Source organism: Streptomyces sp. NPDC036764 (assembly GCF_055609385.1).
Map to the genome: position 1 here is coordinate 822,272 of NZ_JBVJPT010000001.1, position 25,557 is coordinate 847,828.

Annotated in this window: 23 protein-coding genes; 15 read left to right on the top strand and 8 right to left on the bottom strand. The window is 70.4% G+C overall.

All coding sequences use genetic code 11. The features are described 5' to 3' along the window. Positions 1-62: 62 nt before the first annotated feature. A complete protein-coding gene (locus ACZ69Q_RS03560; RefSeq protein WP_471035683.1) occupies positions 63-878 on the bottom strand; it encodes an SAM-dependent methyltransferase in 816 nt (271 codons plus the stop codon). Between the two features lie 77 nt (positions 879-955). Further along, positions 956-1,819 (bottom strand): helix-turn-helix domain-containing protein, encoded by an 864-nt coding sequence (locus ACZ69Q_RS03565; protein ID WP_471035686.1) that lies wholly within the window; start codon positions 1,817-1,819, stop codon positions 956-958. A gap of 298 nt (positions 1,820-2,117) precedes the next feature. Here ACZ69Q_RS03565 and ACZ69Q_RS03570 point away from each other — a divergent pair, with 298 nt between their 5' ends. Continuing rightward, positions 2,118-2,543 (top strand): hypothetical protein, encoded by a 426-nt coding sequence (locus ACZ69Q_RS03570; protein WP_471035688.1) that lies wholly within the window; start codon positions 2,118-2,120, stop codon positions 2,541-2,543. Here ACZ69Q_RS03570 and ACZ69Q_RS03575 read toward each other — a convergent pair. Further along, a complete protein-coding gene (locus ACZ69Q_RS03575; RefSeq protein ID WP_471035690.1) occupies positions 2,525-3,355 on the bottom strand; it encodes a helix-turn-helix domain-containing protein in 831 nt (276 codons plus the stop codon). The two genes, ACZ69Q_RS03570 and ACZ69Q_RS03575, sit on opposite strands and share 19 nt — an antisense overlap. A 225-nt stretch (positions 3,356-3,580) precedes the next feature. Between ACZ69Q_RS03575 and ACZ69Q_RS03580 the strand changes: the two genes are divergently transcribed. Both ACZ69Q_RS03580 and ACZ69Q_RS03585 read left to right on the top strand, forming a co-directional pair. Continuing rightward, positions 3,581-3,883, top strand: coding sequence for a 4a-hydroxytetrahydrobiopterin dehydratase (locus tag ACZ69Q_RS03580; RefSeq protein WP_471035693.1), 303 nt, complete (start codon positions 3,581-3,583; stop codon positions 3,881-3,883). A 5-nt stretch (positions 3,884-3,888) separates the two neighbouring features. Next, a complete protein-coding gene (locus tag ACZ69Q_RS03585; RefSeq protein ID WP_471040025.1) occupies positions 3,889-4,632 on the top strand; it encodes a class I SAM-dependent methyltransferase in 744 nt (247 codons plus the stop codon). A 340-nt stretch (positions 4,633-4,972) separates the two neighbouring features. On the opposite strand, the gene ACZ69Q_RS03590 is transcribed toward ACZ69Q_RS03585, so the two are convergent. Beyond that, positions 4,973-7,888 (bottom strand): glycoside hydrolase family 48 protein, encoded by a 2,916-nt coding sequence (locus ACZ69Q_RS03590; RefSeq protein ID WP_471035696.1) that lies wholly within the window; start codon positions 7,886-7,888, stop codon positions 4,973-4,975. Positions 7,889-8,255: 367 nt separating this feature from the next. On the opposite strand from ACZ69Q_RS03590, the gene ACZ69Q_RS03595 reads away from it, so the two are divergent. After that, on the top strand, positions 8,256-9,968 hold the full coding sequence (locus tag ACZ69Q_RS03595) for a glycoside hydrolase family 6 protein (protein ID WP_471035699.1): 1,713 nt from the start codon (positions 8,256-8,258) through the stop codon (positions 9,966-9,968). An 87-nt stretch (positions 9,969-10,055) separates the two neighbouring features. On the opposite strand, the gene ACZ69Q_RS03600 is transcribed toward ACZ69Q_RS03595, so the two are convergent. After that, positions 10,056-10,826, bottom strand: coding sequence for a phytanoyl-CoA dioxygenase family protein (locus tag ACZ69Q_RS03600; RefSeq protein WP_471035700.1), 771 nt, complete (start codon positions 10,824-10,826; stop codon positions 10,056-10,058). A gap of 137 nt (positions 10,827-10,963) precedes the next feature. On the opposite strand from ACZ69Q_RS03600, the gene ACZ69Q_RS03605 reads away from it, so the two are divergent. Together ACZ69Q_RS03605 and ACZ69Q_RS03610 are read left to right on the top strand one after the other, a co-directional pair. Continuing rightward, positions 10,964-11,866: a class I SAM-dependent methyltransferase gene (locus ACZ69Q_RS03605; protein WP_471035702.1), complete on the top strand. Its 903-nt coding sequence runs from the start codon at positions 10,964-10,966 to the stop codon at positions 11,864-11,866. 94 nt (positions 11,867-11,960) lie between these two features. After that, positions 11,961-12,662, top strand: coding sequence for an SDR family oxidoreductase (locus tag ACZ69Q_RS03610; protein WP_471035706.1), 702 nt, complete (start codon positions 11,961-11,963; stop codon positions 12,660-12,662). 27 nt (positions 12,663-12,689) lie between these two features. Here ACZ69Q_RS03610 and ACZ69Q_RS03615 read toward each other — a convergent pair whose 3' ends face one another. Beyond that, positions 12,690-13,385: a glycoside hydrolase family 75 protein gene (locus ACZ69Q_RS03615; RefSeq protein ID WP_471035711.1), complete on the bottom strand. Its 696-nt coding sequence runs from the start codon at positions 13,383-13,385 to the stop codon at positions 12,690-12,692. A gap of 204 nt (positions 13,386-13,589) precedes the next feature. On the opposite strand from ACZ69Q_RS03615, the gene ACZ69Q_RS03620 reads away from it, so the two are divergent. Beyond that, complete coding sequence (locus ACZ69Q_RS03620; protein WP_471035714.1) at positions 13,590-14,201, top strand: hypothetical protein; 612 nt, start codon at positions 13,590-13,592, stop codon at positions 14,199-14,201. Positions 14,202-14,380: 179 nt separating this feature from the next. Here the strand turns inward: ACZ69Q_RS03620 and ACZ69Q_RS03625 are convergent, their stop codons facing one another. Continuing rightward, the gene (locus tag ACZ69Q_RS03625; RefSeq protein WP_471035715.1) at positions 14,381-15,214 is read right to left on the bottom strand and encodes an aldo/keto reductase; all 834 of its coding nucleotides are present in this window, start codon (positions 15,212-15,214) and stop codon (positions 14,381-14,383) included. Between the two features lie 311 nt (positions 15,215-15,525). Here ACZ69Q_RS03625 and pqqA point away from each other — a divergent pair, with 311 nt between their 5' ends. The 8 genes from pqqA to ACZ69Q_RS03665 all read left to right on the top strand — a co-directional run bounded on the left by pqqA (position 15,526) and on the right by ACZ69Q_RS03665 (position 23,664). Further along, the gene (pqqA, locus tag ACZ69Q_RS03630) at positions 15,526-15,675 is read left to right on the top strand and encodes a pyrroloquinoline quinone precursor peptide PqqA (protein WP_471035718.1); all 150 of its coding nucleotides are present in this window, start codon (positions 15,526-15,528) and stop codon (positions 15,673-15,675) included. A 22-nt stretch (positions 15,676-15,697) separates the two neighbouring features. Further along, positions 15,698-16,417 carry a pyrroloquinoline-quinone synthase PqqC gene (pqqC, locus tag ACZ69Q_RS03635; RefSeq protein WP_471035722.1) on the top strand — a complete coding sequence of 240 codons (720 nt, stop codon included), beginning with the start codon at positions 15,698-15,700 and terminating at the stop codon, positions 16,415-16,417. Between the two features lie 234 nt (positions 16,418-16,651). Further along, positions 16,652-16,906, top strand: coding sequence for a pyrroloquinoline quinone biosynthesis peptide chaperone PqqD (pqqD, locus tag ACZ69Q_RS03640; RefSeq protein ID WP_471035724.1), 255 nt, complete (start codon positions 16,652-16,654; stop codon positions 16,904-16,906). After that, entirely contained in the window at positions 16,903-17,988 is a 1,086-nt protein-coding gene (pqqE, locus tag ACZ69Q_RS03645) for a pyrroloquinoline quinone biosynthesis protein PqqE (protein WP_471035730.1), read from the top strand. Before pqqD ends, pqqE begins: the two co-directional genes overlap by 4 nt. Beyond that, positions 17,985-19,172, top strand: a complete 1,188-nt coding sequence (locus ACZ69Q_RS03650) for a glycoside hydrolase family 88/105 protein (RefSeq protein WP_471035733.1) — start codon at positions 17,985-17,987, stop codon at positions 19,170-19,172. Before pqqE ends, ACZ69Q_RS03650 begins: the two co-directional genes overlap by 4 nt. 4 nt (positions 19,173-19,176) lie before the next feature. Continuing rightward, entirely contained in the window at positions 19,177-19,998 is an 822-nt protein-coding gene (locus ACZ69Q_RS03655) for a heparin lyase I family protein (protein WP_471035738.1), read from the top strand. Positions 19,999-20,010: 12 nt separating this feature from the next. Further along, positions 20,011-21,549, top strand: coding sequence for a glycoside hydrolase family 28 protein (locus ACZ69Q_RS03660; RefSeq protein WP_471035741.1), 1,539 nt, complete (start codon positions 20,011-20,013; stop codon positions 21,547-21,549). Between the two features lie 51 nt (positions 21,550-21,600). Next, positions 21,601-23,664 carry a PQQ-dependent sugar dehydrogenase gene (locus ACZ69Q_RS03665; protein WP_471035745.1) on the top strand — a complete coding sequence of 688 codons (2,064 nt, stop codon included), beginning with the start codon at positions 21,601-21,603 and terminating at the stop codon, positions 23,662-23,664. Between the two features lie 15 nt (positions 23,665-23,679). Here the strand turns inward: ACZ69Q_RS03665 and ACZ69Q_RS03670 are convergent, their stop codons facing one another. After that, positions 23,680-25,506 carry an AMP-dependent synthetase/ligase gene (locus ACZ69Q_RS03670; protein WP_471035748.1) on the bottom strand — a complete coding sequence of 609 codons (1,827 nt, stop codon included), beginning with the start codon at positions 25,504-25,506 and terminating at the stop codon, positions 23,680-23,682. Positions 25,507-25,557 lie beyond the last annotated feature (51 nt).

Below are 25,557 nucleotides of genomic sequence, written 5' to 3' on the forward strand. Positions count from 1 at the left end.
TGCCCTGATCACGAACCTAGGGCGGGGCGGGGGAGCGCACCCGTTCACGGCGCCCGTACGGGTCAGACCTTGCGGGCGACCCCCGCGTACACGGGCACGATGCCTTCCGCCTGGGCCGCCACGTCCGCCGGCTCGGGGCGCCAGCCGTAGACCGGGATGACGCCCGGGCCGAGCAGCTCCAGGCCGTCGAAGAAGCGGGAGAACTCGGCGAGCGAGCGGGGGAAGAACGGGGTGCCGCTGCGCCTGAAGTGGTTCGCCGCGCTCTCGATGGCCTGCGGGCTGAGGTCCGGGGTGACCTGCGACAGGATCAGATGGCTGCCCGGGGCGAGCGCGGCGACGTACTTCTCCAGCAGGCCGTACACGTCGTCGCCGTCGGGATCGTCGCCCAGGTAGTGGGTCAGCGCCACCAGCGACAGCGCGATCGGGCGGTCGAAGTCCAGGGACTCGCCGGCCCGGCCCAGCAGGGCGTCGGCGTCACGGACGTCGGCGTGCACATACTCGGTGCTGCCCTGCGCCGACCCGTGCAGCAGCGCCTCCGCGTGCCGCAGCACGATCGGGTCGTTGTCGGCGTACACGACCTTGGACTCCGGCGCGACGCCCTGCGCCACCTGGTGCAGATTGGGCTCGGTCGGGATGCCCGTGCCGATGTCCAGGAACTGGCGGATCCCGGCCTCGGCGACCGTGCGCACGGCCCGGTGCATGAACCGGCGGTTGGCGCGGGCGCCGCGCAGGACCGTGCCGTCCACGGCGAGGATCCTGCGGGCCAGCTCCTCGTCCACCGGGTAGTTGTCCTTGCCGCCCAGCCACCAGTCGTAGACGCGGGCCGGATGCGGCCGGCTGGTGTCGACGCGGGCGGGCGCGGACTCGGATCCGGACATGCGGTGTGCTCTCCTCGGGGCTCGGGTGCCGTCGTGAACGGGTCGTCCCCGCCGGCCGGAAGGTTGCCGTACGCCGCTCAGCAGTTCTCGCGGTGCTCCCGCAGGATCTTCTTGGTGCGCTCGGCGGACGCGGCGCCCGTCGACATGTGGTCCAGGACCTCCAGGTGCGCCGCGACCTCCGTGCGGGAGTCCAGGTACAGGGCGCCGCTCAGATACTCGGTGTAGACCATGTCCGGCAGCTCCGGCTCGGCGAAGCGGAACAGGGTGAAGGGCGCGTACGTCCCGGGGTGCGGGCCGGAGGCGAACTCCGCGATCTGGAGCGTGACGCGGTCGCGCTCGGCGAACTCCAGAAGCCGGTCGAGCTGGTCGCGCATCACCTCGCCGCCGCCCCGCACCGGGCGCAGCAGCACCGTCTCGTCCATGATCACCCACAGATGGGGCGGATCCGGGCGCTCCAGCAGACGCTGGCGTTCCATGCGCAGGGACACATGCCGCTCGATCGTCTCCGGGCCGGTCTGCCCTATCGTCCCGGCCCGCAGCACGGCCCGGGCGTACTCCTCGGTCTGGAGCAGGCCGGGCACGAAGTGCGGCTCGTAGGACCGGATGATCCGGGCGGCGCCCTCCAGGCTCACATACAGGCTGAACCAGTCCGGCAGCACGTCGTGGTACCGCTGCCACCAGCCCGGCTGGTTGGCCTCCTCGGTCAGCGAGACGAACGCGGCCGCCTCGTCCTCCGGGACGCCGTAGGTCTCCAGCAGCACCTGCACGTACGGGATCTTCAGGGCGACCTCGGCGGTCTCCATGCGCCGTACGGTCGCCGCGGCCACCCGCAGGACCCGCGCGGCCTCGTCGCGGCCCAGTCCGGACGCCTCCCGCAGCTCCTGCAGGCGTTTGCCGAGCACCACCTGGCCCACGGTGGGCGCGGGCCGCCGCTCACTCACGCCACGCCTCCCCTACGCGCCGAAAGTACGGGGTGCAGTGTGCCACGTTCCGGTTACCCATGGGGGGTTGCCGGTCCTGTGCATGCTGCGGGCCGGTCGGGGCCGGTCGCGCCCACGCGGCGGAGCCGCACATCGATACAGCCCCGCGCCCCTGAGGGGGTTGCCATTACCCCGCAGGTAATCGACCGGCCCGCTTCTCCGCGAGACCTTTGACGCACCGGATTCCGGGCCGGCGCACTCCGGTCCGGGATCCGGGTCCTGTCGCATGCCACTCGACCTCGACGGAGGGTGATTCGTCATGTCCGCCACCTCGCTCACCGCGCTCGCCCGGACCTCCGACCCGCAGACCGTGCTGCGCCGCTTCCTGGCCCTGGACGCGGTGGTGACCGGGGCGAACGGGCTCGCCTACCTCGTCGCGTCCGGCCCGCTGGGCAGGCTGCTGGGCGTCGAACCGGCGCTGCTGCTCGCCCTCGGCGCGTTCCTCGCGGTGTACGCGGGTGCCGTCGCACTGCTCGCCGCCCGTGCCCGCCCCGCCGACCTCCCGGTGCGCGCCGTCGTCGAGGCCAACCTCGCCTGGACCGTGCTGAGCATCCTCGCGCTCGCGCTGTGGCTGTCGCCGACCACCGCGGGCGCGGTGTGGACGGTGCTGCAAGCGCTCACCGTCGCCGCCTTCGCCGGGTTGCAGTTCGCTGCGCTGAAGGCCCGTCAGGGCAGCAGCGACTGAAGGTACTTGACCGTCGCCGGGTCGGCCGGGAGCAGTGTCTCGATGGCCAGCTCGGCGACCGTCACGTCCATGGGCGTGTTGAACGTGGAGATGGACGAGATGAACGACAGGACCCGGCCCTCGTGCTCGATCTGCATCGGCAGCGCGAAGTACGGGACGGGGTCGTCCGGCTCCGCGCCGGGCGCGTCCTCGGGCACCGGGTAGGCCGCGACCTCCTCGTACAGCTCCCGCAGCGGCTCGGAGCGGTGCAGGGCGATCTGCCGCTGCATCTGCTCCAGGAGATGGCCGCGCCACTCGCGCAGATTGCGGATACGCGGCGCGAGGCCCTCCGGGTGCAGGGTCAGACGCATCGCGTTGAGCGGGGGCTCCAGGAGGTGCTCGGGGATGTCGTCGAGGAGCATCAGGATGCCCCGGTTGGCCGCGTGCACGTTGTACATCGCGTCGACCACGAGCGCCGGATAGGGCTCGTAGCCCTGGATCAGCGCTTCCATGCCCGCGCGCAGCGCGTCCAGCGCCGGGTCGTCCAGCGGGGTCTCCGGGTAGTGCGGGGCGTAGCCGGCGGCCAGCAGCAGCGCGTTGCGCTCGCGCACCGGCACCTCCAGGTGCTCGGCGAGGCGCAGCACCATCTCCTCGCTCGGCCGGGAGCGGCCCGTCTCGATGAAGCTGATGTGCCGCGCCGAGGAGTCCGCCCGCAGCGCCAACTCGAGCTGGCTGACCCGGCGTTGCTCCCGCCAGGCCCGCAGCAGGGGGCCCACGCCCTGGCCGGCGGGAGCGGTGGAGGTGGCGGCGTGGCCGGACGGGACAGAGGTCATGGATACGACCGTAGTCGAGGCGCGCGGGCAATGACCGCGCCTGGGACGTCGTCCCCGGCGGGCGCGGCGGTGATCGGCGATGGCTCACGGACGACCCCGTTGCCCGCCGAGGCGCGGCCGCAGGCGTGCCGCGCCGGCCCTCGGGGAACCCCTCTGACCAGGACCGCCGCACCCAGACTGTGGCAGGCTGAAGACGAACCCTCCCGTCCAGGAAGGAGCGAGGCCATGCCCCTCGAACCGCTGTCGCAGAAGGAGATCGAGGACCGGCTCGCGGAGCTGCCGGGCTGGTCGCTGAACGGCGACCGGATCGCCCGCTCCTACCGGCTCCCCTCGCACTTCGCGGCCACGGCGATGGTCGTGCACATCGCCCAGGTCCAGGAGGAGCTCGACCACCACTCCGACCTCACCCTGGGCTACAACACGGTGTCACTCACCGTGAACACCCACACCGTGGGCGCCGTCACCAAGCGCGACTTCACGCTCGCCCGCAGGATCGAGGACCTCGCCCCCGGTCACGGGGCGCAGTGACGCGGGTGCTCGACTACGACAAGGAAGCGGAGCGCTACGACGCCTCGCGCGGCGGCGAGCCCAGAGCGGCGGCCGCCGCGCGGGCCGTGCTGGGCTTTCTGCCGGAGGGCACCCGGCGCCTGCTCGACGTCGCCTGCGGCACCGGCATCGTGACGCGCCGGCTCGCCGCCGGGCGGGACGGCATGTGCGTGACCGGCGTCGACCTCGCGCCCGCCATGGCCCGGCAGGCCGCCGCCCGTATGCCCGGCACCGTCGTGCTCGCCGACAGCCGCCGGCTGCCGTTCGGCGACGGCCGGTTCGACGCCGTCAGCAGCGTGTGGCTGCTGCACCTCGCCCAGTCCGACGCGGACGTGCGGACCATCGTCGGTGAGTGCGCCCGGGTGCTGCGCCCCGGCGGCGTCTACGTCACCACGGTCGACAAGGCCGCAGCGCACAACGTGGGCAGCGACATCGACGTCGTCCTGGCCTCCCGCCCGCGCAGCGATGCCCGGGACAAGGCCGCGATCGTCGCGTCGTACGCCCTCGACCATGCCCTGGTCCCGGCGGGCGAGGCCCGCTTCACCGGGCACGGTCAGGGCCGCAGCCCCCGCCGCACGGTCGCCGACCTGCGCCGGGGCTGGTTCGTCACCCTTCCGCCCGGCGGCGCGCTCGCCGACGGTTTCGCCGCCCGCCTGGCGGACCTCCCGGACCAGGACCGCCCCCGGCCCGATCCGGTGTTCACGGTGCGGGCCTTCCGCAAGCACGGGTGACATCGGCCCCCTGACCGGCCGGGAAACGCGGCAACTCACCTACGCACGGCGGCGACTGAGGGGACGGAACCCGTCCGTCCTCCCGAGGGGGTACGTCACGTGCAGCACCCGCGCATACACCGCAGACGCCGGGCCGCACTCTCCGCGGCCGTCGCCACCGCCGGTGAGGATGCGGGTTCTTCGCACGGGGGTTCCTTCCGTGGTGTGGGGAGGACGGGCGGCCTCCTGTGCGGGAGGAGGCCGCCCGTCGAGAACGCCGTGCACCGGAGCGCCCCTTCAGGGGCGCGGGGAACTGCGCGACCAGCAACAGCGGGCCGGCAGCCGAAACACGGCCCGGGGACTATTCGAGAAGCTCCGCGTACGAACCCATGGCCAAGGCAATGTCCGCCTGGGCCCAGAACCGGTGATACGTGAACGACGGCACCGCACCGCCCGCCAGATACGCCTCGATCTTCGACCACGCCGGGTCGTTCTCGTAGAACGAGCGGATCGAGTCGAAGGCCGACGACGAGCTGATCGCGTCACCGTTCGGCATCGTGCCGGTCCAGCCGCTCGGGACGTAGATCGCGTCGTCGAAGCGGTTGTAGTCGGCCCGAGTCTCCGGGACCGCGACACCCAGGGCGTCCTGGTGGTTGCCCCACATGCCGTCCAGCAGCGCCTTCGCCGTCGTCGCGGCCGCCGTGTCACCGGAGCGGTCGGCGTAGTACGTCAGGGTCTTGGCGTACGCGGCCGCCACACCGACGTCATTGGTGTAGTCGGCGACGGTGACATGAAGTCCGTTGTTGGCGCCCGGACTTGAGGCGTTCCAGGTGTCGGGCTGGCCCGACCACTGGAGCGTCGACGGGATCCGGTACGTACCGTCCGGATTGACGGTCGTCTCGGACAGCGCCCAGTCGACCCACTTGTCGAGGACGGCCTTCGCGGTCGCGTCGCCCGTCTGCTGGTAGTACTCCGCGACCCGCTCCATCGACCACGCCTGGAAGCCGAACCACTGGTTGGACGGCGGGTCGTGATAGACGGGCTGCTGGTCGTAGTACATGCCGTAGAAGGTCGACTTCCCGGTGGGCGGCGTCGCGTACCGGCCCGCCCAACTGTTCGTCGCGCCTCCCGCGATGGCGCCCTCGCTGGACTGGAGCCAGCGGTAGAACTCGACCTGCCGCTGCAGCGACTTGGCCCAGTCCGCCTGCCCCGTCGCCGACTTGGGCTTGAGGTCGGCGTACGCGCTGAGGGCATACGCGGCCATCGGGTTCTGGTAGCCGCCGTGCGCGTGGCTGGAGCCGATGCGCCAGGCCCAGCCCGCCGAGGTGTCGGTGGCGCCGCCCCAGGCGTAGTACCAGGAGAGCAGATAGTGCGAGGCGTCCTTGCCGGTGCCGGCCGGGCACGAGGAGGGCCCGACGCAGTTGCCGACCTTCTTGAAGTACTTGTCGTACATCGCGTAGCGCAGGTAGTCGCCCATCTTCGCGGCCTTGGCCACGGTCGCGGAGATGTCGCCGCCCTTGCCCTGCGAGTCGGCCCACTTGTCGGCCCAGTACGCCGCCTGCACCGCACGGGCGTCGGCGTCCGGGGCGTTGGTGAACTTCCACTGCTTGGCGTAGGACGCGTCACCGGTGAACAGGTCCAGATACCCGTTCTTCCCGCCGTACTTGAAGGCGTCGCAGGTCGGCTGCGGCACCGTCTCCCACACCGACTCCTGCGCGCCGCGCTGGAAGGTGTTGATGTACGACGGTCCGGTGTCCGTCGGACCCGCCTCGCACTTGCCCGGCGAGTTGCCGTAGCCGTAGACGTTGTCGACGTCCTGCAACCAGTGCATGCCGTAGACGTCGTCCGTGCCGTAGGCGCTCTTCAGCTCACCGGCGATCGGGTCCGAGCCGGCCGAGACCGACCCGTCGAGCTTCGCCGGGTACTCGTTCGGGGTGTCCAGCTCGGGCGCGTACGTCGCCGGCTTCGAGGCGTTGTAGAAGGAGTTCGTCGGCTGGTCGGCGTGGGTCGGGATCATGTACTTCTCCATGATCTCCCAGGCCCCGTTGAACTTGGACCAGTCGCCCGTGACCTTGCCGTACATGGCTTGCAGCCAGAGAAGGTAGCTGTAGGCCTCCGACGTGGTCTCATGACCGTGGTCCGGCGCCTCGACGATCAGCGTCTCGACCGAGTGGTAGGGGATGCCCTCGGGCGAGAAGTAGCCGTTCGCCGGGTTGGTGATCTTGCCGTACAGCTCCAGGAAGCGGGCGTCGTACGCCTTCGTCGCCGCGATCTGGGTAGCGGTGACCGTGGCCTTCGCATGCCCGGTGGCCGTCGACTCGAAGGTCGCCGAACCCGTGCCTGAGGAGTCGGCGGTGATGGTCACCTTCTGCGCGGTGTTCCAGTTCGAGGGCGTGAAGGTGAGCGAGGCGCCGCCGGTCACCGACAGACCCGAGTTGCCGCTGGTGCGGGCGGTCGTGACGGTCACGGTGGCCGACGGCTGGGTCGACAGCTTGACGTCGTACGTCGCCGTCCTGCCCTGCTGGACCGGGAGTTGGGCCGGAGTGGCCACCACGGCGGGACCCGAGGCGACCGTGATGCCGACCGGGGTCGACTCACCGGACGCGCCCAGGCTGTCGTACGCCTTCGCCAGCAGCGAATGGCTGCCCACGGTCAAGCTTGAGACCGAGAGCGAGTACGGCGCCGTCGTGTCCGTGCCCAGCAGGGTGGTGTCGTCGTAGAACTCGACCTTGCCGATCGTCGCGCCGTCAGCGGCGGCCGCGGTGGCCGCGAGCGGGACGGCGTCGCCCTGCGAGTAGACGGCACCGGCCGCCGGGCTGGTCAGCACGGTGATCGGGGGCTGGTGGGCGCCGGTGCAACTCGTGCCGTTGATCGCGAAGTTCGTGGGCGCGGCGTTGCTGCCGCTGTACGTGAACTGCGCGCCCGTGGTGACGGCGGAACCGGCGGGGATCCGCCCGTTGTAGCCGGCGTCCTTCACGGTGACCGTCTGCCCGGACTGGGACCAGGTGCCGTTCCAGCCGTTGCTGAGCCTCTGGTTGCCCGCGTAGCCGTACGTCAGGGTCCAGCCGTCGATGACGTCGGTACCCCGGTTGGTGATCGTCAGATCCGCGGTGAAGCCGGAACCCCAGTCGTTGGTCTTGTAGTCGACGCTGCACTGAACTGCTGCTGCCTGAGCAGGTGTCGAACCCGTGCCCAGCATCGTCAAGGGGAGTGCCAGGGCCGCCGAGACGGCCGTCCACAACCGTCGTACCGCTGTGCGTCTGCGTGGGGGATGCACGTGCTGGTTCCTCCTTGCGGCTCGGAGAAGTCAAGGCTTGAACCAGTGGGAGCGCTCCCATAGTGGGGACGGGGGTGCGAGGGGTCAAGGTGCTTGAAGAGTCGAAAAGATTCGATGAGTTCGGTTGAGCGAAAGTCAGTAACTCCTCTGTCCTTCACCGTCACTTGGCGCTAGCTTCATGGGCACCAGTGGGAGCGATTCCATCACTCGACGCGTCCGTCACGACGTGCCTGAGCTGTGAGGAGTCGCTCATGCGACACCCCCCGCGTTCAGTACTTTTAGCCGTCGTCGGCACCTCCTCCTTGCCTCTTGCGCGCCCTGTACGGACGGACCGTCAGCACCCGCAACCAAGAAGGAACCCGCACTCATGACTCGTACCAGAACAGCGATGCTCGCCGCCCTGGCGCTGGTCGCCGGGGCCTCGGGGACCGCGCTCGCCGCGGACCCGGGTGGAATCGGCACGGCCGCCGTGCCCTGCACCGTCGACTACAAGGTGCAGAACCAGTGGGACACCGGCTTCACCGCCGCTGTCACGGTCACCAACCAGGGCGCCGCCAAGTCGAGTTGGGCGGTGAAGTGGTCGTACGCCGGAAACCAGAAGGTCACGAGTGGCTGGAACGCGAAGATCAGCCAGAGCGGCGCCGCCGTCACCGCGGCCAACGAGACCTACAACGGCACGCTCGCGACCGGCGGCACGGTCAGCTTCGGCTTCCAGGCCTCCTACAGCGGCACCAACGCCATCCCGGCCACCTTCACCCTCGACGGTGTGACCTGCAACGTCGACGGCGGCGGCCCCACCGATCCGACCGACCCCGGTCCCACCGGTCCCAAGGTCGACAACCCCTACTCCGGCGCCAAGATGTACGTGAACCCGGAGTGGTCCGCGAAGGCCGCCGCCGAGCCGGGCGGCAGCCGGATCGCCAATCAGCCGACCGGTGTCTGGCTGGACCGGATCGCCGCGATCAACGGCGTGAACGGCGGCATGGGCCTGCGTGACCACCTCGACGAGGCCCTGACGCAGAAGGGCTCCGGCGAACTGGTCGTCCAGTTGGTCATCTACAACCTGCCGGGCCGCGACTGCTCCGCCCTCGCCTCCAACGGCGAGCTCGGCCCGACAGAGATCGGCCGGTACAAGACCGAGTACATCGACCCGATCGCCGCGATCCTCGCCGACCCGAAGTACGCCTCGCTGCGGATCGTCACCACGATCGAGATCGACTCGCTGCCGAACCTGGTCACCAACACCGGCAGCCGTCCGACGGCCACCCCGCAGTGCGACGTGATGAAGGCCAACGGCAACTACCAGAAGGGCGTCGGCTACGCCCTGAACAAGCTCGGCGACGCGGCCAACGTCTACAACTACATCGACGCCGGCCACCACGGCTGGATCGGCTGGGACGACAACTTCGCCCCCAGCGCCGCCATGATGAAGGAGGCCGCCACCTCCGAGGGCGCCACCCTCAACGACGTGCACGGCTTCATCACCAACACGGCCAACTACAGCGCCCTGAAGGAGAACAACTTCACCATCAACGACTCCGTCGGCGGCAAGTCCGTCCGGGAGTCGAAGTGGGTCGACTGGAACCGTTACACCGACGAGCTGTCCTACGCCCAGGGCTTCCGCGACCAGTTGGTCACGACCGGCTTCAACTCCGGTATCGGCATGCTGATCGACACGTCGAGGAACGGCTGGGGCGGCTCGGCGCGGCCGGCGGGTCCGGGTGCGACGACGGACGTCGACACGTATGTCAACGGCGGCCGCTACGACCGTCGCATCCACGTCGGCAACTGGTGCAACCAGTCCGGGGCGGGCCTCGGTGAGCGTCCGCAGGCCGGCCCGGCGGCGGGCATCGACGCGTACGTCTGGATCAAGCCTCCGGGTGAGTCCGACGGGGCCAGCTCGGAGATCCCGAACGACGAGGGCAAGGGGTTCGACCGGATGTGCGACCCGACGTACACGGGCAACCCGCGCAACGGGAACAACCTGTCCGGTGCGCTGCCGAACGCTCCGCTGTCCGGGCACTGGTTCTCTGCGCAGTTCCAGCAGTTGATGCGGAACGCCTACCCGCCGTTGTCGTAGTGCGTTGAGTGGGGACTGCCGGTCCGTTGTGGCTGATCGCGCAGTTCCCCGCGCCCCTGAGGGGGCGCGGTGGTTGCCGGGGGTTGGTCAGTTCTCTCTGGCCAGGCCCCGGCGGATCGCGAACTCGACTGCCGAGTAGTCGGCGTCGGCCCGCTCCAGCTCCAGCGGCTCCGCCGGGTGCAGTGGTGGCTGTGCCATGAAGCGGGGGCGGGTGCCGTGGTGGGGCTGGGCGGCGTGGACCAGGAAGGGGTGGCAGAGGTAGACGTCGCCGGGGCGGCCGGTGGCGTGGGCGAGCGGGCGGTGCGCGGAGGCCTCGGCGACCTTCGGGCCCAGCTCCAGGAAGGTCGCGCCGGCGTCGCCGTACGGCGCCAGGACCGCCGGTACGTCGAGATGCGAGCCCGCCCGGATACGCGTCGGGGCGTCGTCCTCGGTGACCTCGCTGAACAGGAACAGCATCAACAGCGCACGGCCCCTCGAGTGCACATTCGTGTGCACGTGCTGGGCGCCCTCCGGCAGATAGCTGCCCTCGATGTGCCAGCCCGCGTCGTCCGGCTCCTCCTCGTGCGGAAACCGCAAAGGGAAGCTGCCCAGTGAGTAGCGCGACTGCCAGCGGTCCTCGCCCACCAGCACATCGAAGGCCTCGTGCAGGACGGGTGTGTTGACGGCGGCCGCGAAGGGGCCCTGCGCCATGTCGTACACCCAGTGCACGGGGTCCTTCCAGGTGCCCGGGTCCTCCCGGTCGTACCCGGTCTCGCGCCACAGCAGCCGCGCGCAGTGCTCGGCGACGCGTGGCGGAAAGGCGCCCTCGATCCTCACGAACCCGTCCTCGAGGAAGCGCTCCACCATCTCGTCGTCCATCGGGCCATGGTGGGCGACCGGCCCTCCTCGCCGCACCTCATTTTCTTTGCCCCATTTTTGCCGCTACGGCAAGGACAGTGGCACCGGGACGGTGCGTCGGAGCAGGCTGGCGGCAACCGGACGAGAGGCTGACCACCATGGCGCACGAGGACCACCCGCACCACCGGCACGAGCACCCGGGACACGGGCACCACCACACCGACGTCGACTGGGCCGAGATGGGCCCGATGCTGGAGACGCAGGCCGAGCTGTTCCTGCCCTTGTACGAGCACGCCATGGCCTGGCTGGGGAAGCGGCAGACCGAGCCGGGGCTGATCGTGGACGCGGGCAGCGGTCCCGGAGTCGTGTCCTGCCTGCTCGCCGACACCTTCCCCGGCGCCCGGATCGTCGCCGTCGACGGGTCCGAGCCGCTCCTGGAGCGGGCCCGGGCACGGGCGGAGCGGCTCGGTGTCGCCGACCGCTTCGGCACTCTCGCCGGTGAACTCCCCGACGTGCTGGGCGAGTTGGACTACCCGGCCGATCTGCTGTGGGCCGGCCGCAGCCTGCACCACCTCGGCGACCAGCGGGCCGCCCTCGCCGCGTTCGGCGACCGTCTCGCGTCCGGCGGCACGCTGGCCCTCCAAGAGGGCGGTCTGCCGACGCGCTTCCTGCCCCGGGACATCGGCTTCGGGCGGCCCGGGCTCCAGGCCCGGCTCGATGTGCTGGAGACGGAGTGGTTCGCGCAGATGAGGGCCGACCTGCCCGGCTCCGTCGACGAGACCGAGGACTGGCCCGCACTGCTCAGCGCCGCCGGGCTGCGGCCCACCGGCACCCGCACCTTCCTCCTCGACCTGCCCGCCCCGACCACGGACCGCGCCCGTGCCTACGCCGCCGACGTCCTCACCCGCACCCGTGACGGGGTGGGCGACCGACTCGACGCCGAGGACCGCGCGACCCTCGACCGGCTGCTCGACCCGGACGACAAGGCGAGCGTGTACCACCGCCCCGATCTGTTCGTGCTGGCGGCGCAGACGGTGTACACGGCGGTGCGGACCAGGTGACAGCGGGCACGCCGGCCGACGGCGGGACTTGACTTCGAGAGCTCTCCAAGTGATGAACTCCCCCTCGTCCGAACCGAACACAGGGGGAACCACCATGACCGACTCTCCGGTCGCGCTCATCACCGGCGGCGGCAGCGGCATCGGCGCCGCCGTCGCGCGGCAGTTGCTGGACGCCGGACACCGGGTCACCGTCACCGGCCGCGGCGAGGCGCGGTTGCGGGCCTTCGCCGAGGAACTCGGGGAACCCGAGGGCCTGTTGACGATCGTGGGGAACGCCGCCGAGTACGCGGACGTACAGGCGGCCGTCGACGCCACGCTGAAGGCGTTCGGCCGGCTGGACACGGTCGTGGCCAACGCGGGGTTCGCCACCCACGACAGCGTCGCGGAGGGCGACCCGGCCGGCTGGACCGAGATGGTGCTGACCAACGTTCTCGGCCCTGCCCTGCTCATCCGCGCCTCCATCGACGCCCTCAAGGAGACCCGCGGCCGGATCGTGCTGGTCGGCAGCGTCGCCGGGTTCGTGCCGGGGCCGGGCAATATCTACGGGGCGACGAAGTGGGCGGTGACCGGGCTCGCCGAGAACACCCGGCGCCAGGTGACCGACTGGGGCGTCGGCGTCACCCACATCGCCCCGGGCCGGGTGGAGACACCGTTCTGGGACAGCTACGGCAGCCCGCCGCCGGGGCACCTGCTGACCGCCGACCAGATCGCCGACTCGGTCGTGTGGGCCATCCGGCAGCCCGACGGCGTGGACGTCAACACCGTCGTCGTACGGCCGATCGGACAGCCCAACTGACCTGCCGTACGGCCGAGTCGACCGGGTTCAGTTGCCGGCTATGAATTCCTTCGCCAGTCGGTCGCCCAGCGAGACCGCCGCGCTGTGGCTCTCGATGGGCGAGACCCGGGAGTTCTTGAAGAGGATGTACGTCACGCCGGAGTCGGTGCCGCCGGTCTCCGGGTCGGGGTCGATGCCGAGCCGCTCGGCGGCGGAGTAGGAGGCCTCGCCGATGATCTGCTGGGGACCGGTGTCGCCGACGACGGCGTACAGGACCTGGTTGTTGTGGATGACGGCCACCACGCCCGCGCCCTTGATGCCGGCGGACGAGTAGTCCCAGGTGCCGCTGACGCTGGGGACGACGACATAGGGCAGCGTGTCGGAGCGCAGCGGTTTGCCGTCGGACTGGTGGAACGCGGTGTCCGGCTGGAACCAGGGGTCGGTGTCCTCGTTGCACTTGGCGGTGCGCTGGCCGTCGCAGTCGATGTCCATGTCGGCCTTCCAGAACACGGCGCCGTTCTTGCCGCAGACCGGGACGGTGGCCGACGTGTCCTCGTCGGTGCGGTACTTGCCGTGGGAGATCTGCGAGCAGGACGTCACCTTCGCGAGCAGGTCGGCCGCGCTGACCGAACCCTCCCGGAGGGACGTCGGTTGCGGGTGGCCGGACGCGCTCGTGGGGAGCAGGGCGGCGGCGAGCAGCGCGGCGCCGGAGGCCGCGGCGAGGGTCAGTGGTCGGATGCGCACTGTGGGGGACCCTTCTGCTGGGAAGTTCCTCTGTTAGGAAAGTTTCCTGACCGGGTGCCGTACAAGGTGGCCCTCTTTACGTGACCCCGTCAAGCCCCCGGGTGTGACCTCGGTCCGCTGCGCTGATTGCGGCGCCACCACCTCGGTAGAAGACTGGACATGCAGAACATTTTGGATGTGTGCCCCGGATTTTCGGGAGGCGTCATGTTCGTACGCGCCATCTACACGACCGGCGATCCCGCGAAGATCGACACGGCCATCAGAGCGATGAACACCGAGGGGCGGGACCTGCTGGAGGACCGTCCGGGATACCGCGGGGCGAGCGTCTTCGTGGACCGGACACTGGGAAAACTGCTCGCGGCGAGCTGGTGGGAGTCGGAGCGGGCCCGGAGCAACAGCGACGAGGTGCTGCGCGAGCGGCGGGCGGCGATGCTGGATCCGTTCGCGGGGACGCTGTCGGTCGACAACTACGAGGCGCTGGTCTTCCACCAGGCGCGCCAGCCGCAGGCGGGCGGCGGGCTGCGGCTGACCAGGCTGGAGTTCGACCCCATGGACACCGACCTGCTCGCCGACACTTTCCGGGCGACGGTGGTGCCCCGGCTCGAAACGCTCCACGGGCTGGCCAGGGCGTCTTTGCTGGTCGACCGGGAGCGTGGGCGCGGGATGGTCGGAGTGATCTTCGTCGACCAGGCGTCCCTTGCGGCGTCCCGCTCGGGCCAGGCGGCCGCCCGGCACGAGGGTGCGGCCAAGGCGCATGTGAGCGTGATCGGGCTGGAGGAGTTCGAGGTCGTCTTCACCGACGTGCGGGGTGACTGAGGCGCCCTGCGCGGGCTGTGACAAGGTGCCGGGCTTCGGTGTACCGAAGCCTCAAGTGCCGTGACGCACAGCGGAGTCGACCGCCGTGCCGCTCCCGTACGCTTCCGCCCGCTGTCCGGGCTCGGGCAGCGGGCGGACGGTCGTGGTGAGGTGGGTGCGTGCGCGCGCCGGCGTGGGCGTCAGGCGCCGAACGTCGCCGGGTCCGGACCGATCCGGCGGTCCTCGTTCAGCGCGCTGATGGCCGCCAGGTCCTCGTCGTCCAGGCTGAAGTCGAAGACCTCGATGTTCTCCTTGATCCGCGACGGCGTCACGGACTTCGGGATCACGACGTTGCCGATCTGCAGGTGCCAGCGCAGCACGACCTGGGCCGGGGTGCGGCCGTGCTTCTGCGCGATGGCGACGATCGCCGGGACCTCCAGCAGGCCCTTGCCCTGGCCGAGCGGCGACCAAGCCTCGGTGGCGATGCCGTGCTCGGCGTGGGCCTCACGGGAGGCGTGCTGCTGCAGGTGCGGGTGCAGCTCGATCTGGTTGACCGCAGGGACGACCGACGTCTCGCCGATCAGCCGCTCCAGGTGCTCCGGAAGGAAGTTGGAGACGCCGATCGCCCGGGCGCGGCCGTCGGCGTGCAGCTTCTCGAACGCCTTGTAGGTGTCGACGTAGGCGCCCCGCGACGGCAGCGGCCAGTGGATGAGGTACAGGTCGACGTAGTCCAGGCCCAGCTTCTCCAGCGACGTGTCGAAGGCGCGCAGCGTGGAGTCGTAGCCCTGGTCGCCGTTCCAGAGCTTGGTGGTGACGAAGATGTCCTCGCGGGGGACGCCGGAGGCGGCGATGGCCTGGCCGGTGCCCTCCTCGTTGCCATAGATCGCCGCTGTGTCGATGCTGCGGTACCCGGCCTCCAGTGCGGTGCCGACGGCCTGCGCCGCCTCGTCGTCCGGCACCTGCCAGACGCCGAAGCCAAGCTGGGGCATCTCGACGCCGTTGTTGAGGATGATCGGGGGGACCTTGCTGCTCACGAGCTCTTGATCCTTACGGTTGTCGTCAGGTGGTACTCATATCGTCAACGATCACGACGCGTGATGCATTCCTGACCGCCGAATCCGTCCGGGAAGTCGCCGCAACTGACCGGCGAGTCAGCGGGTGGCGGTGAGATTGGCCGGAAACGCATCCGACGTTATCGGTCCGGACCATTGACCGTGGCTCGTCGTGCCGCGACTCTGTATCGCGCCACCGAACGTGTCGATGAACTCGGTGCATGCATGTGAACGGCAGCCGCCTGTCTGGGCTCTGAGACCCCCCACTTCCTCAGGAAAGCAGGTATGCGCACATGGACGAGAAGCTGCTCCGCACCCTTCCGGCCCTCCCGACGGAACAGATCATTCAGGAAACATCGGATGAAAAGGTCTGGCAAAGCCCGGGTTACGCCGTCGTGGACACCGCGCTCGAAGTGACCGCCTACGCCCTCACTGACCGCTAGCCGGCCGCACCGCGAGAGCATCGTGACCGCGACTCGCGTGCACGCCGACGGCGCCGCAGCCCCCTGGACGACCACCGAGTTCACCGGGCGGCTGCGCGCCGTCACCGCGGCCCGCTACCACGACCGTCACCCCTTCAACCTCCGTATGCACAAAGGCGAGTTGACGCCCGCAGAACTGCGCCGCTGGATCGCCAACCGCTTCCACTACCAGCGCCACATTCCCGTCAAGGACGCCCTGATCCTCGCCAAGCTGGAGCGGCCCGCGCTGCGCCGCGCCTGGCTGCGCCGCATCCGCGACCACGACGGCACGGCCGAGGGCGAGGGCGGAATCGAGCGCTGGCTGCGCCTCGGCGAGTCCGCCGGCCTCGACCGCGAGGAGCTGTGGGACGCCTCCCGGGTACTGCCCGGGGTGCGGCTCGCGGTCGACGGATACGTCAACTTCTGCCGGCTGAGCCCCGTCGTCGAGGCCGTCGCCGCGTCCCTGACGGAGCTGTCCGCACCGGACCTGATGCGCACCCGCATCGCCGCCTTCGAAACCCACTACCCGTGGATCGACCCGGCCGGCCTCGCCTACTTCCGCACCCGTGTCGGCCAGGGCGCCCGGGACGGCGAGGAGGCCCTCGCCCTGGTCCTGGAGCGCGCCCGCACCCGCGAGCAACAGCGGCGCGCGGTGGCCGCGCTGGCCTTCAAGTGCGACGTGCTGTGGGCGCTGCTGGACGCGGTGGACGGAGGCGGCAAATGACCTGGCGTTGTCCCGCCCTCGCCCACGCCGTCCTGCGCCATGACCGGGGCTGCGGCATGGGGTTGCTGTTGCTGCCCCCGGTGGACCGGGGCGGAGCGAGTGGAAGAGGGGGCCCATGACCTGGCGTCCCGCTCTCGCCCGCTCGGTCGTGCTGCGCCATGACCGGGGCTGCGGCATGGGCCTGTTGTTGCTGCCCCCAGTGGACCGGGGCGGAGCGAGTGGAGGAGGGGGCCCATGACCTGGCGTCCCGCTCTCGCCCGTTCGGTCGTGCTGCGTCACGACCGGGTGCGCGGCACGGACCTGTTGCTGCTGCCCGAGCGGGTGGTCGTGCTGCACGGCAACGCCGGCGGCGTGCTGCGGCTGTGCGACGGCAGTCGGGCGGTGGACGACATCGTCGCCGAGCTGGTCGCGCGGTTCCCCGGCGCCCCGGTCGCCGACGAAGTGCCGGAATTCCTTCGGACGCTGCGGAAGGAGGGCTGGCTGCGATGACCGCCGACCCCCCGTGGGCCCTGCTCGCGGAACTCACCCACCGCTGCCCGCTGCGCTGCGGGTACTGCTCCAACCCCCTCGAACTGGTCGGTCGGTCAACAGAGCTGACCGCGGGGGAGTGGGCCGGAGTGTTCCGGCAGGCCGCTGACCTGGGCGTCGTACAGACCCATCTGTCGGGCGGTGAGCCACTGCTGCGGCGTGAGCTGCCCGAAATCGTCGCCGCCGCCGAGCGCGCGGGCCTGTACACCCAGTTGGTCACCAGCGGCGTGGGACTGGGGGAGCGGCGGCTCGGCGAGCTCGTCGCGGCCGGGCTGCACAGCGTCCAGTTGTCCGTGCAGCACGCCGACCCGGCGACCTCCGACCGCATCGCGGGCGCCCGCTCGTTCGCCGCCAAGGAACGGGCCGCCCGGCTGATCCGCGCCGCCGGGCTGCCGTTCGGCCTGAACATCGTCCTGCACCGCGCGAACATCGACGCCCTCGACGACCTGATCGCCCTGGGAACGGCCTGGGGTGCCGACCGGATCGAGCTCGCCCACACCCAGTTCCACGGCTGGGCCCTGCGCAACCGCGCCACCCTGCTGCCCACCCGGGACCAGGTGGACCAGGCCCGCACGACGCTCACCCAGTGGCGTGAACGCCCCGGCGGCACACCGGAGTTGATCTGGGTCACACCCGACTACGTCGACGGTGTCGCCAAGCCCTGCATGGGCGGCTGGGGTGCGCTCTCGCTCACCGTCGCCCCCGACGGCACGGTCCTGCCGTGCCCGGCCGCGGCCGCTCTCCCCGGCCTGGACCCGCCCAATGTGAGGAGCCGTCAACTCTCCTGGATCTGGCGGGAGTCGAGGGCGTTCAACGCCTATCGCGGCGATTCCTGGATGCGGGAACCCTGCCGAGGCTGCGCCCTCAGCTCCACCGACCACGGCGGCTGCCGCTGCCAGGCGTACGCCCTCACCGGCGACGCCACCCGCACCGACCCCGCCTGCCGGCTCTCACCCGACCACGCCCTGGTGAGGGACCTGGTCGACAGTGCCCGCCCGCCGGCCGCGATCCCTGTCCACGCCTACCGCGAAGGAGCACCATGAGACGCCTGCCCGCGCTGCTGACGACGGTCGTGCTCGCCGCCGGGGCCCTGACCGCCGTCCCCACGGCCGCGGCCGAGCCGGCACCGGCCGTGACCGTGCCCGCCCGCACGGCCCCCGGCGCCACGGCCGACTGGTCGGTCGCCATGGTCGACTCCACCACGGCCCGCTACACGCCGACCACCATCGGCGGCTGGTCGTACCCCGTCGGCCTCTACCTCTACGGCCAGTACCTGGTCTTCCGGCGCACCCACAACCCGCAGTACCTGTCGTACATCAAGAGCTACGTCGACCGGTTCGTGGCCGCGGACGGCTCCATGAGCCAGGGTTTCAACAACCTCGACAGCATGCAGGCCGGGCGGCTGCTGACGATCCTGCACCACGAGACCGGCGAGGATCGCTACCGCGTCGCGGCGAAGAAGATCCGCGACCGCCTCGACACCTACCCGCGCACCGAGGACGGCGGCTTCTGGCACGCCGACACCGCAAGCCGCGCGCACCAACTGTGGGCCGACGGCGTCTACATGGTCAACCCGTTCCTGGTGGAGTACGGCAGGGAGTTCCACGACTCGGCTTACGCGAACGACGAGGCGGCGAAGCAGCTCCACCTGTACGGCAGACATCTCCAGGTCGCGGGCGGCCTGCTCCGGCACGCCTACGACGAGTCGCGCACCGTCGCCTGGTCCGACCCGGCGACCGGCCTCGCCCCCGAGCACTGGTGCCGTGCCGTCGGCTGGTACTCGATGGCGATGGTGAACGTCCTGGACGCCGTCCCGGCCGGCCACCCGCGCCGCCCGGCGCTGCTGCGCATCCTGCGCGGGCTCGCCGCCGGCCTTGAGCGCCACCAGGACCCGGTCACCGGACGCTGGTTCCAGGTGATCGACAAGGGCGACCGCGACGACAACTGGACCGAGACCTCGTGCTCCAGCATGTTCACCTACGCCCTCTCCCGAGGCGCACGGCAGGGCTACCTCGACCGGCACTACGCGGCCGTCGCCGAACGCGGCTACCGGGGCGTTCTGCGCAAGGTCTCGCTCGGCGCCGACGGCCGCACCGACCTCACCGACATCTCCGTCGGCACCAACGTCGGCGACTACGCGTACTACATCGCCCGCACCCGGGCCACCAACGACTTCCACGGCCTCGGAGCCTTCCTGATCATGAACGAACAACTGAGGGGTGATTAGTGTCGTGAGCACGTCCAGAAGGAATCTGCTGGGCGCCGCGCTGGGCGGTGTCGCCTCGGCCGCGGTCGGGCTGCCCGCCGCGCAGCCCGCCCGGGCCGCGTCCTGGCAGCTCAAGTGGTCCCCGTCCGCGAGCGACGGCCTCGGCGCCTTCGAGACGATCGAGGACGACCGCGCCGACTCCCATCCCGGCGGGCAACCGCACATCTACGCCACCGGCAACAACTGGCGTTTCAACATGCACATGGCCGACCGGGACACCTCGACAGACCGTCAGCGCCACGAGGTCACCGGCCTGCGCACGTCCTCCTCCAGCTATCTGAAGTGGACGTCGGGCCAGACCTGGCGGATCACGTACTCCATGTACATCCCGAGCTCGCTGAAGGCGACCACCAGCTTCACGCACATCATGCAGATGAAGCAGCCGGGCACCGGCTCCTCGCCGATCGTCGTGCAGTCGCTGCGCCGGGTTGGGGGCACCTCCCGCGCGAGCGAAGCCGCGCGTGGGGGAGGCACGCAGACCATCGAGCTGAAGCTCTTCGACAGCGACACCCTCGTCGGCCGTACGGACCTGGAGCCGCTGCACGACAAATGGACCGACGTCGACTTCCAGATCAAGGTCGGCAACGGTTCTGCGGGCTCGGTCCGCTGGATCCTCAAGAGCGGCGGCACCACCGTGATCGACAAGTCGAAGACGGGCGTCGACACCTTCCTGGCCGACCGGGTGCGCCCCAAGTGGGGCATTTACCGCTCCCTCAGCGACACCTCCGGCTCCCTCCAGGACTGCCACCTCCTGCTCACCAACCTCCGTGGCTACCAACTCGTATGAGGGGAGGGCCCGATGAGACCCGTACGCCATCTCCTCCCGGCCCTGCTCGGCTTTCTCGTGACGCTCGGCCTGTCCCACCCACCGGCCCTCGCGGCCACCGGGCAGGCCGTGTTCGACGTGCGTTCCCACGGCGCCGAGGGCGACGGCTCCACCAACGACACCCTGGCGATCCAGAAGGCGATCGACGCCGCGCACGCAGCCGGCGGGGGAACCGTCCTCATCCCGGCACCCGGCGTCTACAAGTCCAAGAACACGATCCACATGAAGAGCCACGTGACGCTGAAGGTCGACACCGGCGCCACGATCCAGGGCTCCGGTGCGGACACCTACGACCCGCCCGAACCCAACCCCTACGACGAGTACCAGGACTACGGCCACAGCCACTTCCGCAACGCGATGATCCACGGCGACCGACTGACCGACATCGCCTTCACCGGCGGCGGGGTCATCGACGGCGGCGGCAACCTGATCACCGGCAACCCGAAGCCGGGCGAGGCCGACAAGATCATCTCGCTGACCCGGTGCACCGGACTGCGTCTGGGCGACGGTCTGACGCTCCGTCGGGGAGGCCACTTCGCCGCGCTCGTCAACGGCTGCCGGGATGTCACCTCGGACCACCTCACCATCGACACCGCGAGCGACCGCGACGGCTGGAACATCATCAGCACGACGAACGTCACCGTCACGGGCGCCCACATCGAGGCCAACGACGACGCCCTCGCCTTCAAGAGCGACTACGCGCTGGGCGCCAAGCTCCCCAACGGCCATGTCAGGGTGAGCGACTCCCATCTGTCGGCGCGGTGCTGCAACGCCCTGATGTTCGGCTCGGAGACCTGCGGCGACTTCACGGACTACCGGTTCGAGCGGATCCGCATCGAGGGCTCGGACAAGTCCGGTCTCGGCATGGTCTCCATGGACGGCGCGAAGATCTCCGACGTCCACTACCGCGACATCACCATGACGGACGTCCGCTCACCGATCATGCAGAAGATCGGCACGCGCAGACGCTGCGGCAACGACCCCGGCGTCGGCTCCATCAGCGACATCACCTACGACAACGTCACCGCGACCGGCGCCGCCCCGTCGTTCGGCCCGACCCTGTGGGGCGAGGCGGGCCCGCACCGCATCAGGAACGTCCGCTTCACCCACGTCGACCTCACCGTGCCCGGCGGCCAGAACCCCATGGGCACGGGTGTGCCGAGCAACGACCCCAGGAACTACAACCCGAACAGCATCGGCACCCGCCCCGCCTACGGCTGGTACCTCCACAACACCGACGGCATCACCTTCACGGACAGCTCCGTGCGCATCGCCGCCGACGACGGCCGTCCCGCGGTCATCGCCAACGCGGGTGACTCGCTGCGGTTCACCCGCTTCACGGCCCAGCGCGGCAGCGGATCGCCGTACGACATGGGTTTCCAGCAGGTGACCGGCGCCTGTGTCGCCGACAGCCACACCACCACGGGCGATGCTCTGCGGATCACCGGCACCGGCTCCGGCGACTGCCCCACCCCCGCGACCCCGCCGGCCGGCCCGCGCCGGTCGCGCTGACAGCTCTCATCCCCAGTCGCACGACATCCCCCCACCTGGAGGTGGACGTCCATGCATGTGATCCCCACCAGACGCCGCGCATACCGGGGCGTGCTCCCCGCCGCCCTGGGCGGCCTGCTGCTGTCCCTGCTCACCGCCTCCCCACCGTCCGCCGCCGCAGCCGCGAGTGACCACCAGGCCGAGACGGCGACGATCTCGCAGGGCACGGTGGCCACGAACCACAGCGGCTACACGGGCTCCGGCTTCGTCGACTACACCAACGTGACCGGCTCCTATGTCGAGTTCACGGTGAGCGCGGAGGCCGCGGGCGGCGCCTCGCTGGCCCTTCGCTATGCCAACGGCACCGGCGCCGACCGTCCCATGGACATCTCGATCGGCGGCAAGGTCGTGGCGTCGAAGGTGTCCTTCCCGCCCACCGCGAACTGGACCACCTGGGCCACGAAGACGGTCGACGCCGACCTCACCGCCGGCAGCAACAAGATCCGCGCCACCGCGACGACCTCCGCCGGCGGCCCCAACCTCGACAAGCTGACCGTGGACGCGGCGGCCGACACCCAGACTCCGACCCGCCCCGGCACGCCGGCCTGCTCCGCCATCACAGAGGACGGCCTCACCCTGAACTGGGGTGCCTCGACGGACAACGTGGCGGTGACGGCGTACGACATCTACGAGCACGGCAACAAGATCGGCGACGCCGCGGGCAGCACCACCGCCAAGAACCTCACCGGTCTCACCCCGGCCACCACCTACAACCTCACGGTCATCGCCCGCGACGCGGCCGGCAACGCCTCCCTCGCCAGTCCCGCCGTGAACTGCACGACCAGGCCCAGCTCCGACACCAGCCCGCCGACCGGGCCCGGCACCCTGTCGTACACCGATGTCACCGCGAACAGCGCCAAGCTGAGCTGGGGCGCCGCGACGGACGACAAGGCGGTCACGGCGTACGACATCCGCAGCGGCTCCACCGTCTACAAGACCGTCACCGGCACTCCGCCCGCCACCTCGACCACGCTCACCGGGCTGGCCTGCAACAGCCCGTACACCCTGAACGTCGTGGCGCGCGACGCCGCCGGGAACGCCTCCCCGCAGAGCAACACGGTCACCTTCACCACCCGGGCCTGCGCCACGGACGGCGGCGTACCGTCGTCCATCGGCACCGTGTCGTCCGGCTGGAGCATCCCCTGGGGCACGTACTGGATGCCCGACGGCAACAGCGCGCTGGTCACCGAACGCGACAGCTTCAAGGTGTTCAAGCTGACCAAGGACGGCACCAGGACCCAGGTCGGCAATGTGCCGAACACGGTCACCACGGACGGCGAGGGCGGCCTGCTCGGCGTGGCCGTCGACCCCGACTGGGCCACCAACCACCGCGTGTACTTCATGCACACGGCCTCGGAGGGCAACCGCATCGCGCGCATGACCTACGACGGCAGCTCGCTGAGCGGCTACACCGTCCTGCTCCAGGGCATCAAGAAGAACCGCTACCACAACGGCGGCCGCCTCGCCTTCGGCCCGGACGGCCTTCTCTACGCCTCCACCGGAGACGCCCAGACCTCGTCCCTCGCTCAGGACAAGAACTCCCTCAACGGCAAGATCCTGCGCCTGACGACCGACGGCAAACCGGCCCCCGGCAACCCGTTCGGCACCTACGTCTACTCCCTCGGCCACCGCAACCCCCAGGGCCTGGCCTTCGACCGGGGCGGCCGCCTGTGGGAGGCGGAGTTCGGCAACAGCTCCTTCGACGAACTCAACCTCATCAAGCCCGGCGCCAACTACGGCTGGCCGACCTGCGAAGGCACCTGCTCGGTCGCCGGCCTGACCAACCCCAAGAAGACCTGGCGCGTCTCCGAGGCATCCCCCAGCGGCATCGCCATCGTCCGCAACGTCGTCTACATGGCGGCCCTGCGCGGCGAACGCCTGTGGCGCATCCCGATCGACGGCGACACCGAGAACGTCGGCCAGGCGACCGCGTACTACGTCGGCACCTACGGCAGGCTGCGCACGGTCACCAAGGTGCCGGGCGCCGACCAGCTCTGGCTGTCCACGACCAACAGCGACAACAACGGGGGTGAGCCGGACGGCGCGGACAAGATCTTCCGCGTGAGCATCAGTTGACGGACGGGGCGCCGCTCAGGCCTGGTACAGCGCCTCGACCTCGCCCGAGTACGCGTTCTCGATCGCCTTGCGCTTCAGCTTCAGCGACGGCGTGAGCAGTCCGTGCTCCTCGGTGAACGGCTGGGCGAGGATACGGAAGGTACGGATCGACTCGGCCTGCGAGACCAGGGTGTTGGCGGCGACGACCGCCCGCCGCACCTCGGTCTCCAGGTCGGCGTCGCGCACGAGCTGGGCCGCGGTCATCTGGGGCTTGTCGCGCATCATCAGCCAGTGCTCCACGGCCTCCTGGTCGAGCGTGACCAGGGCCGCGATGTACGGGCGGTCGTTGCCGACGACGATGCACTGGGAGACCAGCGGGTGGTCCCGGACGCGCTCCTCCAGCACCCCCGGCGAGACGCTCTTGCCGCCGGAGGTGACCAGGATCTCCTTCTTGCGGCCGGTGATGGTGAGATAGCCGTCCTCGTCGAGGGAGCCCAGGTCACCGGTGGCCAGCCAGCCGTCGTGCAGGGACTGGTCGGTGGCCTTGGGGTTGTTGAGGTAGCCCTGGAAGACGTTGTCGCCGTGCAGCCAGATCTCGCCGTCGTCCGCGATGTGCACGGTCGTGCCGGGAATGGGCCGGCCGACGGTGCCGTAGCGGGTGCGCTCGGGCGGGTTCGCGGTCGCCGCCGCCGTGGACTCGGTGAGGCCGTAGCCCTCGTAGATGTGCACGCCGGCGCCCGCGAAGAACAGCCCGAGGCGCCGGTCCATCGCCGAACCGCCGGACATCGCGTGCCGGATGCGGCCGCCCATCGCCGCCCGCATCTTGGAGTAGACGAGCTTGTCGAAGAGCTGGTGCTGCATCCGCAGCCCCGCCGACGGGCCGGGCCCGATGCCCCACGCCTTGGCCTCCATGGCGTCCGCGTACCGCACGGCGACCTCGACGGCCTTCTCGAACGGGCCGGACCTGCCCTCCTTCTCGGCCTTGCGGCGGGCGGCGTTGAAGACCTTCTCGAAGATGTACGGCACGGCGAGGAAGAAGGTCGGCTTGAACGCGGCGAGGTCCGGCAGCAGGGCGGCGGCGTTCATCTGCGGCTGGTGTCCGAAGCGGACCCGGCCGCGGATCGCCGCGACCTGCACCATCCGCCCGAAGACATGCGCGAGCGGCAGGAACAGCAAGGTCGCCGCCTCGTCGCCCTTCCTGGAGTGGAACACCGGCTCCCAGCGCTCGATGACGGTGTCCGCCTCGTACATGAAGTTGCCGTGCGAGATGACACAGCCCTTGGGGCGCCCCGTGGTGCCCGAGGTGTAGATGACCGTGGCGGTCGAGTCCGGCGTGACCGCCTGCCGGTGGCGGTGGACGACGTCGTCGTCGAGGTGCGCGCCGGCGTCGTACAGCTCCTGCACGGCGCCCGAGTCGAGCTGCCAGAGCTGGTGCAGCCGGGGCAGCCGGTCGATGACGGTCGCGATCGTCATCGCGTGGTCCTCGTGCTCGACGATCGCCGCCGAGCACTCGGCGTCGTACAGCATCCAGAAGCACTGCTCGGCCGAGGAGGTGGGATAGATCGGCACCACCTGCGCGCCGATCGTCCACAGCGCGAAGTCGAAGAGCGTCCACTCGTAGCGCGTGCGGGACATGATCGCGACGCGGTCGCCGAACCGGATGCCCCGGGCGAGCAGGCCCTTGGCCAGGGCCAGGACCTCGTCGCGGAACTCGGCGGCGGTGACGTCCCGCCACTGGTCGTCCTCGTCCTTGCGGCCCAGGACGACATACAACGGGTCCTCCTGGGCATGCTGGAAGACGACGTCGGCCAGGCCGCCCACCGGCGGTGCCAACGCCAACGGAGGGTTGGTGAACTCGCGCAAACCCCGCTCCCCGCTCCGAATGCCTCGGCTGAAAAGCTCCGCTCAGCGCCG

What these genes read in the sequence shown, in the direction of transcription:
- ACZ69Q_RS03560 (WP_471035683.1), bottom strand. Translation starts at nt 878, where the DNA reads ATGTCCGGATCCGAGTCCGCGCCCGCCCGCGTCGACACCAGCCGGCCG.
- ACZ69Q_RS03570 (WP_471035688.1), top strand. Translation starts at nt 2,118, where the DNA reads ATGTCCGCCACCTCGCTCACCGCGCTCGCCCGGACCTCCGACCCGCAG.
- ACZ69Q_RS03575 (WP_471035690.1), bottom strand. Translation starts at nt 3,355, where the DNA reads ATGACCTCTGTCCCGTCCGGCCACGCCGCCACCTCCACCGCTCCCGCC.
- ACZ69Q_RS03580 (WP_471035693.1), top strand. Translation starts at nt 3,581, where the DNA reads ATGCCCCTCGAACCGCTGTCGCAGAAGGAGATCGAGGACCGGCTCGCG.
- ACZ69Q_RS03595 (WP_471035699.1), top strand. Translation starts at nt 8,256, where the DNA reads ATGACTCGTACCAGAACAGCGATGCTCGCCGCCCTGGCGCTGGTCGCC.
- ACZ69Q_RS03600 (WP_471035700.1), bottom strand. Translation starts at nt 10,826, where the DNA reads ATGGACGACGAGATGGTGGAGCGCTTCCTCGAGGACGGGTTCGTGAGG.
- ACZ69Q_RS03605 (WP_471035702.1), top strand. Translation starts at nt 10,964, where the DNA reads ATGGCGCACGAGGACCACCCGCACCACCGGCACGAGCACCCGGGACAC.
- ACZ69Q_RS03610 (WP_471035706.1), top strand. Translation starts at nt 11,961, where the DNA reads ATGACCGACTCTCCGGTCGCGCTCATCACCGGCGGCGGCAGCGGCATC.
- ACZ69Q_RS03620 (WP_471035714.1), top strand. Translation starts at nt 13,590, where the DNA reads ATGTTCGTACGCGCCATCTACACGACCGGCGATCCCGCGAAGATCGAC.
- pqqA (WP_471035718.1), top strand. Translation starts at nt 15,526, where the DNA reads ATGGACGAGAAGCTGCTCCGCACCCTTCCGGCCCTCCCGACGGAACAG.
- pqqD (WP_471035724.1), top strand. Translation starts at nt 16,652, where the DNA reads ATGACCTGGCGTCCCGCTCTCGCCCGTTCGGTCGTGCTGCGTCACGAC.
- pqqE (WP_471035730.1), top strand. Translation starts at nt 16,903, where the DNA reads ATGACCGCCGACCCCCCGTGGGCCCTGCTCGCGGAACTCACCCACCGC.
- ACZ69Q_RS03650 (WP_471035733.1), top strand. Translation starts at nt 17,985, where the DNA reads ATGAGACGCCTGCCCGCGCTGCTGACGACGGTCGTGCTCGCCGCCGGG.
- ACZ69Q_RS03660 (WP_471035741.1), top strand. Translation starts at nt 20,011, where the DNA reads ATGAGACCCGTACGCCATCTCCTCCCGGCCCTGCTCGGCTTTCTCGTG.
- ACZ69Q_RS03665 (WP_471035745.1), top strand. Translation starts at nt 21,601, where the DNA reads ATGCATGTGATCCCCACCAGACGCCGCGCATACCGGGGCGTGCTCCCC.